This is a genomic window from Nonomuraea sp. NPDC050680 (genome assembly GCF_040654555.1).
In the GTDB taxonomy this organism is placed as follows: domain Bacteria; phylum Actinomycetota; class Actinomycetes; order Streptosporangiales; family Streptosporangiaceae; genus Nonomuraea.
Genome location: NZ_JBFAIF010000023.1, coordinates 109747 through 123509 on the forward strand (window position 1 = coordinate 109747; position 13763 = coordinate 123509).

Sequence of the window (13763 nt, forward strand, 5' to 3'; positions counted from 1 at the left end):
TACATGTCGCAGCCGACCGCCGCAATGGTGAGGAGCCGACCATGCTGTTCCCGCATCCCCTTCTCGACGCGCTGCGGGACTCGCCCGGCGGCGTGGCGTTCGAGCACGGGTCCCGCGCCGTCTCACGGGGTGAGCTGCTGGAGATGATCCGGCGGCTGGCCGGCGCGTTGGCCGATGCCGGGCTCGGGCCCGGCCGGGGCGTCGCCGTCCGCACCGCCGTGTCGCCAGAGGCGTTCGCCGCGCACATGGCCGCGCATGCGCTGGGCTGCCGCGTCGTGGGCGTCCGGCCCGGCTACCCGGCCGGGCAGCTCGCCCACGTGCTCGGGACGGGGGTCGACGTCCTGCTGGTCGACCGGCCGAACGCGACACCCGAAGGGCCGCTTCCCGTGCTGGTCGACCGGCCGAACGCGACACCCGAAGGGCCGCTTCCCGTGCTGGTTGACCGGCCGAACGCGACACCTGAGGGGCCGCTTCCCGTGCTGGTCGACCGGCCGAGCGCGACACCCGAGGAACCGCTCCCCGTGCTGTCCTTGGCGGAGTTGCTGGCCCGCGCCGATGACGGCCGCCCCCTCACCGTCAGGGCGCGTCCGGACGACGTGGCCGCCCTGACCTTCACCAGCGGCAGCACCGGGCGGCCCAAGGGCTGTGCGATCACCTACCGCGCGCTGAGCGATCACTGGGCGTGGCAGCCCCGCGTGTGGGGCCCGGTCGCGGCGGCGCTCGCCGACTCTTTCGGGCGCTACCTGCTGTTCGGCACTCTGGCCAGCATGGTCGTCATGGAGTTCCTGGCGCCGTGCCTGCTGGGCGGTGGGACGGCGGTGATCCCGGAGGACGACGGGCGGCCGCTCTTCCCGTACGCGATCGAGCGACACCGGATCACCGGCTCCATCATCACCGTGCCCCGGCTGTACCAGATGCTCCATCTGCTCAAGGACGACCCGGTCGACGTCGGCAGCCTGCGCGCGCTGATGGTCTCCGGCTCCCCGATCAGCCCGTCCCGGCTGGCGGCGGCGGTAGAACGGCTCGGCCCGGTCGTCTACCAGGGCTACGGCCAGACCGAGGCGGGCAACATCGCGATGCTCACGCCCGCCGACATCGCCCGAGGCCACGTGGACTCGGTGGGCCGCCCGCATCCGGGGGTCGAGATCAGCGTCTTGGACGAGGAGGCCCGGCAGGTGGCCACGGGACGGACCGGCGAGATCCACGTACGCGGCCCGTACCTGATGTCCGGCTACTGGGGACAGCCGGAGGAGACCCGCGACACGCTGCGCGACGGGCGGCTGCGCACCCGCGACCTGGGCTACGTGGACGAGGAGGGCTTCCTGCACCTGGTCGGGCGGAGCCGGGATGTGATCATGGTGAACGCGATGGTGGTGTACGCGGGCCCGATCGAGCGGGTGCTGGCCGGTCATCCCGACGTGGACGAGGCGTACGTGGCCGGGGCGCCGGACGAACTGACCGGGGAGGCCGTACACGCGTTCGTGGTGCCCGCCGCCGGGCGGACGCCGGATCGCGACACGCTGACCGCCCTGGTACGCGCCGAGCTCGGCGACGACAGCGTGCCCCGGACGATCACGATGGTGTCGGCCGTCCCGGTGGCCGCCAGCGGCAAACCGGACAAGCGCGCCCTGCTGGACCGGCCCGGCGGGCGGATGCTCTGAGCATTCTCTGAGAATCACCCGCCAACACTGATGTCGTGCTTTCCCCGACAGTCCTCTCCCAGACGGTCCTCTCCCAGACGGTCCTCTCCCAGACGGCCCTCTCCCAGACGGTCCGTTCCATGACGGCCCGTTCCATGACATCGCTGTGACGGAGGCCTACGTGCCGGACAACGCCCTCGACTACCTGGTGATCGGCGCCGGCCCGGCGGGGCTGCAACTGGGCTATTTCCTGGAAAAGGCGGGCCGGTCGTACCTGATCTTGGAAGCCGGTCCAACGCCGGGCACGTTCTTCCGCACCTTCCCGCGCCATCGCACGCTCATCTCGATCAACAAGAAGTACAACGGAACCTCCGACCCGGAGCTCAACCTCCGGATGGACTGGAACTCCCTGCTCTCGGACGACCCGGACCTGCTGTTCACCCGCTACAGCGACCGCTACTTCCCCGCCGCCGACGACATGGTCCGCTACCTCGCCGACTACGCCGCCGCGTGCGGCCTGCGGATCGTCCACGACGCCCGCGCCGTCCACGTCACCCGCGCGCCCGGCATGGGCCCCTTCCGGGTGGCCGACGAGCGCGGCCGGACGTACGAGGCGAAGCGCCTGATCGTGGCGACCGGGGTCACCCAGCCCAACATCCCTGAGATACCGGGCATCGAGACCGCCGAGCCCTACGGCACGGCCGCCACCGACCCGTCCGGCTACCTGAACCAGCGGGTGCTCGTCATCGGCAAGGGCAACTCGGCCTTCGAGACGGCGGACAACCTGGTCGAGACCGCCGCGGTGATCCACGTCGCGGGCCCGAACTCCGTACGGATGGCGTGGCGCACCCACTTCGTCGGGCACCTGCGCGCGGTCAACAACAACTTCCTCGACACCTACCAGCTCAAGTCCCAGAACGCGGTGCTGGACGGCTCGGTCAAGCGGATCGAGCAACAAGCCGACGGCACGTACCTGGTGACGGTGAGCTTCGCCCGCGCCGACGAGGTCACCAAGGACATCCCGTACGACCGGGTGATCGTCTGCACCGGCTTCCGGTTCGACGCCTCGATCTTCGACGACGGGTGCCGTCCGGAGCTGATGATCCAGGACCGGTTCCCGGCGCTCACCCCCGCCTACGAGTCGGTCAGCGTGCCCGGCCTCCACTTCGCCGGCACGCTGACGCAGTCCCGCGACTTCAAGCGCGGCACCAGCGGGTTCATCCACGGCTTCAGGTACGGCACGCGCGCGCTGCACCGCATCCTGGAGCACAGGTACCACGGCGTCCCGTGGCCCGGCCGCGAGCTCGCGGCCGAGCCGGAGGCCATGGCGGCGGCGGTGCTCGAACGGGTCAACCGCTCCTCGGCGCTGTGGCAGCAGTTCGAGCTGCTGGCCGACGTCATCGTCCCCGACGGCCGGGACGGGGCCCGCTACCTGGAGGAGCTTCCGGTCGATCTGGCGGGCCCGCCGATCGGCGACGCCGGCCACTTCGCGATCACCCTGGAGTACGGGCCGGAGCACGACAAGGTCGACCCCTTCGACATCGCGGTCGGCCGGATCCGGCAGGGCGACTCCGCGCGCGCCCACGAGGGCCATTACCTGCATCCGGTGGTGCGGCATCACCGGCCCGGCGCGCCGGCCGCCGTGCACCACATCACCGAGAACCTGGAGAACGACTGGACCTCCCCGGAGGTGCATCTCGCGCCGCTACGGGCCTTCTTCGCCCGCCAGGCCGCCTCGGTGCCGGCGTGATGGAGACGCCGGGCGAGTTCGAGGCCGGCGAGATGGACACGCTCGGTGAGCTCGAGGCCGGCAAGACGGACACGCTCGGCGAGTTCGAGGCCGCGGCCCGCGCGCGTCTCGACCCCGCGCACTACGACTACTTCGCCGGCGGGGCCGGTGACGAGGTCACGCTGCGGGCCAACGAGGCGGCGTTCGACCGGCTGGCGCTGGTGCCGCGGGTGCTGCGCGGCGCCGGGAAGCTCCAGCTCGGCGTCACCCTGCTCGGCAGCCGCGCGGCCATGCCCGTGCTGGTGGCGCCGACCGCCTTCCACCGGCTGGCCGACCCCGAGGGCGAGCGGGCCACGGCGCGCGCCGCCGCCACCGCCGAGACGATCATGATCGTCTCCATGGCGTCCACGGTCGCCGTCGAGGACGTGGCCGCGGCGGCGCCCGAGGCCATGCTCTGGTTCCAGCTCTACATCCAGCCGGACCTGGCCTTCACCGAGACCCTCGTCCGGCGCGCCGAGGCGGCCGGCTGCACGGCGCTGGTCGTCACGGTGGACTCCCCCACCCTGGGGGCGCGGCCCCGGGACCGGCGCAACGGCTTCCACGACCTGCCCGAGGGCCTGTGCTGCGAGAACCTGCGCGACGGCGCGCGGGTGCGGCCGATCGTCATGTCACCGGAGATCTCCTGGGCGCACATTGACCGGCTCAGGGAGATGACGGGGCTGCCGATCGCGCTCAAGGGCGTCGCCCATCCCGCCGACGTACGCCTCGCGCTCGAGCACGGCGTCTCGGCGCTCCTGGTCTCCAACCACGGCGGCCGGCAACTCGACACTGTCCCGGCCGCCGTGGACCTGCTGCCGGACATCGTCGCCGCCGTGGGCGGAACCGTCCCGGTGCTGCTGGACGGGGGTGTGCGGCGCGGCACCGACGTGCTCAAGGCGCTGGCGCTGGGCGCCACCGCGGTCGCGGTGGGCCGCCCAGTGATCTGGGGGCTGGCGGCGGACGGCGAGCGGGGCGCGGGCCGGGTGCTCAGCCTGCTGCGTACGGAGGTCGAGCGGGCGCTCACCCTGTGCGGCTGCGCGTCGATCGACGAGCTCGAGCCGGGGATGGTGCGACGGCCGTGGTGACCGGGGTCGTGACCGTGATGGCCGTCGTCGCGGTGCTGAGCCTGCCGTGGTGGCTGCCGGGCCGGGTCGTGGCCCTGCGCGTACGCGTCTTCAACCGGGTCAACGGGGACGAGGGCATCCCGGTGCCCGGCGATCTGGTCGGGATCGAGCGGTTCAAGGAGGTCTACTCCCACCCGGCGGCCGGTGGCCGGAGCAAGGGCGCCGCCCTGTCCGACCTGTTCTGGTACTGGCTGGCGCCCGGCCCCGAGATGCACCAGGAGCACCTGGAGGCGGGCGAACGGTATGACGCCGTCGCCCGGGCCACGCGCGGCTTCCTGTCCGTACCGCGTACTGAAGCCGAGGAGCTGACCCGCCGCTGCGTCACCCGGACGCTGCGGGAGGCGCGCGGGCTGGTCCGGCTGCGCGACCTGATGATGCCGCTCTGGGCGGAGTTCTCCTACGAACTGGTCTTCGGCAGGCCATGCCCGCGCACGGCTCGCGACCTGATCGCCGGCAACGCGAACGACGTCGTCACCTCGCTCAAGTGCTGCGGGCTGCGGCACATGGCCCGGCGCGACCGGCTGACCCGGTATCTCATGGACCGGCTGCCCCTGGTGCGGCAGCCGCTGCCCGAGGGGTTGTCGGCCAGGGAGCAGGCGCTCTACCTGCAGGGGGCCTTCTTCAACACCGCGGTCGTCCAGCTGTCGGAGGCCATGGCCCACCTGCTGATGGTCCTCGCGCAGCACCCGGACGTACAGGCCAGGGCGTCGACGGACGGCCCGCGCTACCTGGACCAAGTGATCTCGGAGACGCTGCGGCTCTACCCGCTCTTCGGCATCGCCCACCGCGTCACCACCGGCGACATCACGCTGGACGAGCGCACGGTGATCCCGGCCGGCTCGGTGCTGTGCTTCAACTACCCGGAGTTCCACCGCGCTGGCTTCACCGACCCCGACCACTTCGACCCCAGCCGCTTCGACCCCGACCGCTTCCACCCTGACCGGTTCGGCTCGGCCCGCTCCCACATCGGCCGATCGGGGGCGATCCGTGAGCTCAACCACATCCCGTTCGGCGTCGCCGCCAACCGGCCGTGTCCGGCCTGGCGGCTGGCGCCGATCGCCATGCGGGTCGCGGCGGAGGAGATCCTGCGCCTGTACGCCCTGGACTCCACCGCCTCCCACACCCGGTCCCTGCCCAACCGGGGCCCGTGCCTGCTCACCCCGCGCTACGCCCGCAGGAGTGCCGCCCACCGGCCGCTGCTGCTGTTCGTGCGGTTCCGGGACCGCTGGGAGGACGTCTGGCGCAGCCTCGTCCAGCTCGTCCTCGGGACCTACATGGTCTGGGACGCGCGCAGGCAGCGACTGTGCGAGCGCCACTTCGCGGATGACGGCCAGCCGGTCGCCCACTGATCGTCCCGGCCACCTGGCCACCCACTGTTCGTGCTGATCGTCCGGATTACGAGCGGAGGAATGGTATGCCCACGATGGCCCTGGTCGCCGCCGGTGACCCGAACCTCGAACTGATCCTCAAGGTGCTGCCCGCCCTGGTCGTCATCCTGCTGACCGCGGGCGTGTGCGGCCGGCTGGCGCTGATGGTCATGCAGCCGCGGGTCCTCGGCGAGATGGTGGCCGGTGTCCTGCTCGGCCCCACCCTGTTCGGCTGGCTGTTCCCGGAGGCCCAGGCCGCCCTGTTCCCCAAGGAAGTCCGGCCGGTCCTGTACGTGCTGAGCACCATCGGGCTGACGCTGTACATGTTCCTGGTCGGTGCCGGGCTGGACCACAGTGCGCGCTCCCCGGGCGAGATCCGCCGGGGCTCGCTCCTGGCCGTCTCGGGCATCCTGCCCTCCCTGCTCCTGGGTTCCTGCACCGGCCTGCTCCTGTGGGACGTGCTCTCCCGCCCGGACGTCAGCCGGTGGGAGTTCGCCCTGTTCGTCGGGGGCGCACTGTCGCTGACCGCCTTCCCCATGCTGGCCAGAATCCTGTACGAGCGGAAGCTGGAGAACTCCCCGCTCGGCCGGCTCACGTTGATCGCTGCCTCCATCGACGACGCCCTGGCGTGGTGCATCCTCGCGGTGCTGTCGGCGATCCACCTCGGCTCGGGCTCCGGCGGCGCCCTGCGCACCATCGGCCTGGCCACGCTGTTCGCGGTGGTGATGCTGATGGTGGTCGCCCCGCTGTTGCGTCCGCTGGGCCGCGGCCTCGCGCGAACCGGCCGGCTCGGCCCCGGCGCCATGTACGTCGTCATCCTCGTACCGCTCACGGCGGGCTGGCTCACCGACTGGATCGGTGTGTACGCGGTTTTCGGCGGCTTCATCGCCGGACTGACCATGCCCCGCGACCCCGCGTTCCGCCAGGTGCTGCACGGCCGCATGATGGACGTCGTCTCGACGCTGCTGCTGCCGGTCTTCTTCACCTTCTCGGGGCTGAACACCCATCTCAACGGCATCGCCGGGGGCGCCATGCTGCTGGCGTTCGCGCTCATCCTGGCGGCGGGCTTCAGCGGGAAGTACTTCGGCTGCTCGCTGTCGATGAGGGCGATGGGCTTCAGCTGGCGCGAGTCGTACGCGGTGGGCGCGCTCATGAACGCGCGAGGGCTGATGATCCTCATCTTCATCAACATCGGCCTGGCACAGGGGATGATCACGCAGGAGCTGTTCGCCATGCTGGTGCTGGTGGCCGTCATCACGACCGCGGGGGCCCTGCCGCTCTACAAGCTGGCGCTGCCCGAACGTCTCGAGCAGGCCAGGAGAACCACTCCCGAACAGCCACGCCCTCTGGAGGAACAGACAGCCGCCGCCCGACCCACCATTTCTTGAAATGTCAACATTTGTCGGGACCCTGGTAATTCTGCGGCGGTGATGCAACCGTTGATCCGTGGCTGGGACATCGAGTACAGCTGGCGCCCCCTCCCGCCGGCTGCTGCTCGTGGAGGATGACCGCGAGCTCGGGCACATGCTGGTGGACCTGTTCACCGACGAGGGATACACGGTCGACCTGGCCCTGGAGGGGCAGCGTGGCCTGCATCTGGGGCTGAGCCGCGCCTACGACGCCATGATCGTCGACCGGGGACTGCCGGTGGTCGACGGCATCGACCTGCTGCGGCGGCTGCGCCGGAAGGCGGTCACCGTGCCGGTGCTCGTCCTGACCGCCTTCGGCACGGTCGCCGACCGGGTCACCGGGCTCGACGCGGGCGCCGAGGACTACCTGGTCAAACCCTTCGAGATCGACGAGCTGCTGGCCAGGGTACGGGCCCTGCACCGCAGGAACCTGGACCAGGCCGGGCTGCTGCCCGTCGGCGCGGGCTGGCTGGATCCGGAGGCCCACACCGTACAGCTGCCGACCGGCGAGCAGGTGGCCCTGTCCGGCCAGGAGGCGCGGCTGCTGCACGCGCTGGCGATCCGGCCCCGGCAGGTGCACACACGCGCCTCGCTGCGGCAGCGGGTCTTCGACGGCGCCCGCACCGAGGCGATCGTGGACACCTACGTCTACTACCTGCGCGGCAAGCTGGGGGCGGGCATCGTCAGCACCGTACGGGGCGTGGGCTACCGCCTGGGTGAGCTGTGAGGGGGCGACCGACCGCCGATCCGGAGCGGCGCCTGCTGAACCGGGCCCGCCGCCGGACCACGGAGATCGATCCAGAGCGGCGCCTGCTGAACCGGGCCCGCCGCCGAGTCACCGTGCAGGTGGCGGGCGCGATCTCGGTGATACTGGCGCTCTTCGGGGTGCTGGTCTACTGCGTCACCGTGGGCGACCAGAGCGCCTCCGCACGGCGTGACCTGGCCGCCGCGACCCAGCACGGCTCCGTCACCCACCCTCCCCCCTGCATGTGGCTGTTCGAGCTGCGCGACGGCACCGTACAGAGCTCCCCAGGGGCACCTGCGGCGCTCCCCCTGCGCACCGCGCTGTACCTGGCCGCCGCCGGTGGCGAACCGCGGGTCGCCCAGGTCGAGCTGGCCGGGCAGAGCTATCTCGTACGCACCGAGCGGCGCGGTGACGTGGCGGCCCAGGCGGTGATCGACCTTCGCTACCAGGCCGCCGAACGGCAACGCCTGCTGCGTACGATCGCCGCCGCCGAACTCGCCGGGCTGCTGGCCGCGCTGCTGATCGGCCAGGTCCTCGCCCGGCGGGCGATCGCACCGCTGGGTGAGGCCCTGGCCCGCCAGCGCAGTTTCGCCGCCGACGTCAGCCACGAGCTGCGCACCCCGTTGACCCGCCTGCACACCCGCGCCCAGCTCGTGACCCGCCAGCTGCGGCGCGGCACCGACCCGATCCTGGTCATAGACGAGGTCGACCAGTTGGTCACCGGCAGCCGCCAGCTGGGCGAGGTGGTCGAGGACCTGCTGGTGTCGGCTCAGTTCAGGCAGCTGCGCCGGCCCTTCGCCCCCGTCGACCTGGCGGCGCTGGCCGATGAACTGGCCGTGGCCGAGGCGGCCCGCGCCGCGGCGCACGGCGTGACGATCGAGGTACACCGCCAGGGCCTCGACGCCCACCTCGTACGCGGGGCGCAGTCGGCCCTCCGCCGGGTGATCTCCGCGCTGCTGGACAACGCGCTCAACCACACGAGTATGGGCGGGCACATCTGGGTGACGGTCTTCGGCGGCCCTGAGGTGGTGGAGCTCACGGTGCGGGACGACGGGGTGGGCCTGGATCCCGCCGACTCCGAGCGGCTGTTCACCCGGTTCGTCGGCCAGGGCTTCGGGCTGGGGCTGGCCCTCGTACGGGAGGTGGTGGACGGGCACGGCGGCACGATCACGGCGGACGGGCGGCTGGGAGCAGGAGCGGTCTTCACCGTCCGCCTCCCGGCGGATCCCACCGCCGCCCCGCACCGCCCGCCACCCAGAAGCGACCCCACCGAACCCACCGAACCCACCGACCGCTCTGACCGGCTCGGCCACTCCGGCCACTCCGACCGCTCCGACCGCTCCGACCGCGAGCCTGAGCGGCGATTCTGATCCGCGCCTTCAGGACCCGGTCAGCGTACGAAGCTTTCAGGTTCCGGTCAGCGTACGAAGCCGTTGACGATCAGCGGCAGAGACGCGTCCAACCCGGCGACGTTGAGCACACCCGCGTCCCCGGGCTCGCCGATCGAGTAACCAACGGCGGTCATCGCCACGACCACCACGCGGGCGTCCCGGTTGATCCGCCGGCGGTAGCCGTCGAGTGCCTGCGTCGGGTGGGAGCGGCCGGCCCATGTCTCGTTGTCGGTCAGGACGATGATCCCGTCCACGTTCATCCGCTCCTTGGCGGCCCAGGTGAACGGCAGCGACAGGTCGGTGCCTCCGCCCGACGGCTCCCAGGAGGCGAGCTCCCGCAGGTTGGTGCGCGGTGTCACCTTGGAGGCGTGCACGGCGGTGTCCACGTCGATGACGTGCACGTTCGCCTCCATGCGGGCCAGCATGACGGCCATCGCGCAGCCGACCTCGTACGGCGACCCGACCGGCGACCCGCCAACGGCGACGCGGTTGGCCCAGCTCATCGACCCGGACGAGTCCACGGCGACGAGCAGCCGCTTCCCGGTCGGTTCGACGTTGCCGAAGGACAGCTCGTACGTCTGCTCCAGCGCGTCCAGGATCGCCGGGACCGGCGTCCACGTCTGGGCGTCGGCGCGCGGGTTGGGCTGGGCTCGGCCGGAGGCGTAGACGCGCATCGCGAGCCAGGCGTCCATCGGGTGGATGCGGGCACGCAGCAGTGCCGCCCGGTCCGTCAGCCGGGCCACGGCGCGCTGGGTGGCCTCGCCGAGCGGCGTCAGCGTGCCGAGACGGGTCATGCGGGCCAGGTTCCGGATGAGCGCGGTCATCCCGACCGTGTCGACCAGGGCTTCCCACACCTTCGGCTCGCGCAGCATCGCGTCCGGCAGGAACTCCCACGGCACCCGTGAGTCGTTCACGACCCGGATCGCCTCGTCGGCGCCGGTGACCGCCTTCGCCGTGAGGAACCGGTCCACCGCGGGCAGCACCTCGCGAGCCTGCTCGTCGGCGATGTTCCCGGCGATCCACCCGAACAACGTCTTGCGCCGCTCGTCGTCGGCGACCGGATGGGCCACCCGCAGCACGTCCCGCAGGCTGAACGCCTCACCCTGCGGCGTCCGGCGCTGGGCGGCCTTGCACGCCTTGAACGCGACGTCGTCGGCGCTCCCGGTGAGGAACCAGGAGCCGAGCGCCGTCCGCAGCGACCGGCCCACCACAGGCGAGGTGCCGCGACCGGTCGGCTTGCCGCCCAAGTTCTTGTAGTAGCCGAAGAACTGCGCGAGATGGTCGGTCGTACGCGCCACCTTCGCCAGCGCCACCTTCGCGGCCTGGCGGGTATCGGCGTCGCCCTTCGCGTACGCCGCAGCGAGAGCGAACAGGGCCGGGCGCTGCTTCGGGGCGCGGGGCGGGCGAGCCGCCGAAACCTCCGTCAGCAGAGCGACCACTCGCGGCCCGTCCTCAGCGATGGCCTGGAACAGCACGCCCGCGTTCTCCGCAGTCAGCTTGTCCTCGCCGACGTAGTAGGTGCCGCCGGATGTTCCAAGCAGGATGAAGTCTTCAACACGCTCCCAGATATCCTTGCTGACGACATAACCACCAGCGCTGTTCTGGATTTGATCATTGCGACCGGGGATTGGGCGAGTCTGCGGAGTCGAGATCGTAGAGTACGTTGCGAGTGGATCGCGGGACATGGAATGTCCTCCCTCTAAAGCTGGCGGCGCTAAAGGGCGTCTACTCAGCACCGTCTGGTGGCAATTGATTGGCGGCGGCGCGCGTTCGTGCCCACCTGCGCAGGGCAGCCTGGCGAATGCGCTCTTTGTGTTCTGGCGTCTTCGGCTTGCCGGTCAGGGCGGCGCTTCGTACGGCGCGCTCGGCTTCGGAGAGAACACGCCCGCGAGCCCAGCCCGGCCTACCTCGGTTGGCCTCCTGCACGCGCTTCAGATGCTCTTGCTGTGCAGGACTGCGCTCCATCGAGTGCGCGACCGGCATTGCCCGTTCAAGCAGCACTTCGCGACGTCGCTCCAGGATGTCCGGCGCCCAGTCATATCCGCGTTGATTCTGGGGCAAGTTGGCGACGTGCTCCGGTGATTTCTTCCGCCCCTTGAGCGCCTCCGAGATCGCCAGCCGCCGCTCAGGATGCCGACTGATCGCTAGCGACTGCTCACGGCGACCCCCAACCCAGCGCGCCCGTTGGGCGAGGGAGATCTTCAGCCGGGTTTCAGCAGATGCCCCGTGGAGCCCCTCGCCGCCATCGGTCCGGTTTGCGAGAACCACGCCCGCAGCGCGATGCTCGGCGATCCATCGCCGCTCAGCTTCGCACCAGTCACCAGTACCCTCTTCGAGAATCGACACGGCTGGTGCGAGCCCGGCCAGCCGCAGCGCCCGAATCCTCTGGGCCTTCTTGCTGTCAGTCCGGTCGTTCAGGTGTTCCCGGATCCGGACCCGCAGTTGGATGGTCTTGCCGACATAGAAGACAGCGCCGGTCAGCGGATCTGTCAGGGCATACACGCACCAGACGTAGCCGCCCGCAGCGTTCTTCACCTGCGTCTGGCCTGGGATGGGCTGAGACTGCGGCGTGGCGACCGTCGAGACAGCGGCAAGGGGATCACGCGCCATGGCGTCCTCCAAGTTCGACCCGCATGAGCGGATGTGGATATGCGAAAGGGGAGCGGATGACGACGTTCGACCCGCTCCCCTTGCTCGTCAGTCCGGCCGAAGGCACGGATGTGGAGATTCCAACCGGCTTCAGGTCGCAAGCGACCCGACAGGGCTCGAACCTGTTATGCCAGATAACCGATCAGATTCGACCCGCGCCAACGGCGGGACTGACGAGCGATCAGGTCTGGAACCGGCACGGATGTGGGGATGCCCACCGGTGTTCAGGTGCTCTACCGGCTGAGCTACCGAAGCCGAAGCCCCGGGCAGGACTCGAACCTGCGACAACCCCATTAAAAGTGGATAACCGACAGGACTTCGACCCGCGCCGGCACCGGACCTGACCAGTTCACCGAGCCGGGAGACGACGCGGATGTGGAGACGAGCACCGGTGTGATCTGGTTCGAAGAGATGACCGACGCCCTTCGACCCGTGTCCTCTCCCGGTCCGATGAACTGGTTCCCACGCTACCGATCAACGTGCCACGCCACACCTGATTATCGGGACGAGTGGCGCTGGCGAACACGCAGTTCCAAGACTGGCGCTCTACCCTTCGGCGCGGCCTACATCATCGTCAGCGCGAGTTGACCGCCATCGAAGCGGACTCGACCGAGCTGCGCTCCTTCCTGCCGACCATGATCACTGGCCTCCTGCACACGCCTGAGTACGCTCGGGCCAGCCTGTCCGGCAACCCCGGCGATCTCACCCAGACGATCGCCAAGCGCTTGGAGCGGCAGACCGTCCTGTACGACCGGAGCAAGAGCTTCATCTTCGTCCTCACCGAGGCGGCAGTGCGCTGGCCTCTGTGCCCGGCGGATGTCATGGCGGTCCGACTTGGTCGTCTGGCGTCGCCGGCGGCCCTTCCCAACATCCGGTTAGGCGTCATCCCCGTGACTCAACCGCACCTGCCAGAGGGGCCGCTGAGCACGTTCACGGTCTACGACAGTCGACTGGCCACTGCGGAGGTGTTCTCCGGCGCGATAATCATGCGGGACCCCCGCGATATCGCCTACCACCGGGAGCTGTTCTCGCTCTTCGTGAGTTATGCGCGGTTCGGAGACGAAGCCATCGCACTACTCACCCAATGGGCCGAAGAATTCCGCCACGGAAGCTAGCGGCTATTCCAACTCGCGATTTATTCCACGACTCGAACATGCTGCCCACCCCTGTTTTTCTTCATAGCGTGGAGGCACTTTCGAACCTGCGGACAAAGGAATGCATCGTGGCGACTCGCGCACCGCAACTCGCCGGCGTTTCGCCGATCGTCGCGGCCGACCATCTACGACAGGCACTCGCACAAGAGGGCATCCGCATCGCCACGGTCCCCGCACACAGCGGGCTCTCCAATGTCCGGTGTGGAGCCACCTTGGACGAGCTGCGTAAGCACCTGGAGCTGGAAGCCCAACGCGCGCCTTGCGCTGTTGGAGTACGGAACGCGTCCAGCGGCGGGTTCGATCCGATGCCGAAGGGGTCTTCGGCATCCTTCACGGACGGCGCGGAATCTAGGCTCACGGCCACCCCCTGCCGCTGGAGGACCTCCATGTCCGGGCCTGACCAACTGTTCGCCAAGCTGCGGGCCAGGCTGGCGCGGGCCCGCGTCTGGGTGCAGACGCTGATCCTGCTCGTACGCCCTGGATCTTCGGGTCGCGGGCGTGGGAGCGACACAACTC

The 13763-nt window shown here is 70.2% G+C and carries 10 protein-coding genes; 8 read left to right on the forward strand and 2 right to left on the reverse strand.

The features are described 5' to 3' along the window. The first annotated feature begins 41 nt into the window (after window positions 1-41). From AB0H88_RS44020 to AB0H88_RS44050, 7 genes are all read left to right on the forward strand, one after another. The gene (locus AB0H88_RS44020) at window positions 42-1661 is read left to right on the forward strand and encodes a fatty acid--CoA ligase family protein (RefSeq protein ID WP_357654813.1); all 1620 of its coding nucleotides are present in this window, start codon (window positions 42-44) and stop codon (window positions 1659-1661) included. A 145-nt stretch (window positions 1662-1806) separates the two neighbouring features. After that, window positions 1807-3390, forward strand: coding sequence for an NAD(P)-binding domain-containing protein (locus AB0H88_RS44025; protein WP_357654815.1), 1584 nt, complete (start codon window positions 1807-1809; stop codon window positions 3388-3390). Beyond that, a complete protein-coding gene (locus tag AB0H88_RS44030; RefSeq protein WP_357654885.1) occupies window positions 3390-4493 on the forward strand; it encodes an alpha-hydroxy acid oxidase in 1104 nt (367 codons plus the stop codon). The genes AB0H88_RS44025 and AB0H88_RS44030 overlap by 1 nt, the downstream gene beginning before the upstream one ends. Next, complete coding sequence (locus AB0H88_RS44035) at window positions 4487-5881, forward strand: cytochrome P450 (protein WP_357654817.1); 1395 nt, start codon at window positions 4487-4489, stop codon at window positions 5879-5881. The genes AB0H88_RS44030 and AB0H88_RS44035 overlap by 7 nt, the downstream gene beginning before the upstream one ends. Window positions 5882-5946: 65 nt before the next feature. After that, entirely contained in the window at window positions 5947-7287 is a 1341-nt protein-coding gene (locus tag AB0H88_RS44040; protein WP_357654819.1) for a cation:proton antiporter, read from the forward strand. A gap of 58 nt (window positions 7288-7345) precedes the next feature. Further along, entirely contained in the window at window positions 7346-8035 is a 690-nt protein-coding gene (locus AB0H88_RS44045) for a response regulator transcription factor (protein ID WP_357654821.1), read from the forward strand. Then, window positions 8032-9423 (forward strand): HAMP domain-containing sensor histidine kinase, encoded by a 1392-nt coding sequence (locus AB0H88_RS44050; RefSeq protein ID WP_357654822.1) that lies wholly within the window; start codon window positions 8032-8034, stop codon window positions 9421-9423. The genes AB0H88_RS44045 and AB0H88_RS44050 overlap by 4 nt, the downstream gene beginning before the upstream one ends. Before the next feature lie 47 nt (window positions 9424-9470). Here the strand turns inward: AB0H88_RS44050 and AB0H88_RS44055 are convergent, their stop codons facing one another. Both AB0H88_RS44055 and AB0H88_RS44060 read right to left on the reverse strand, forming a co-directional pair. Continuing rightward, window positions 9471-10919 carry a TROVE domain-containing protein gene (locus tag AB0H88_RS44055; protein ID WP_357654824.1) on the reverse strand — a complete coding sequence of 483 codons (1449 nt, stop codon included), beginning with the start codon at window positions 10917-10919 and terminating at the stop codon, window positions 9471-9473. Window positions 10920-11169: 250 nt separating this feature from the next. Next, entirely contained in the window at window positions 11170-12054 is an 885-nt protein-coding gene (locus tag AB0H88_RS44060) for a GIY-YIG nuclease family protein (RefSeq protein ID WP_357654825.1), read from the reverse strand. A gap of 548 nt (window positions 12055-12602) precedes the next feature. On the opposite strand from AB0H88_RS44060, the gene AB0H88_RS44065 reads away from it, so the two are divergent. Next, window positions 12603-13208: a DUF5753 domain-containing protein gene (locus AB0H88_RS44065; RefSeq protein ID WP_357654826.1), complete on the forward strand. Its 606-nt coding sequence runs from the start codon at window positions 12603-12605 to the stop codon at window positions 13206-13208. Window positions 13209-13763 lie beyond the last annotated feature (555 nt).

Coding starts and splice junctions, on each gene's coding strand:
- AB0H88_RS44040 (WP_357654819.1), top strand. CDS start 5,947: ATGCCCACGATGGCCCTGGTCGCCGCCGGTGACCCGAACCTCGAACTG.
- AB0H88_RS44060 (WP_357654825.1), bottom strand. CDS start 12,054: ATGGCGCGTGATCCCCTTGCCGCTGTCTCGACGGTCGCCACGCCGCAG.
- AB0H88_RS44030 (WP_357654885.1), top strand. CDS start 3,390: ATGGAGACGCCGGGCGAGTTCGAGGCCGGCGAGATGGACACGCTCGGT.
- AB0H88_RS44020 (WP_357654813.1), top strand. CDS start 42: ATGCTGTTCCCGCATCCCCTTCTCGACGCGCTGCGGGACTCGCCCGGC.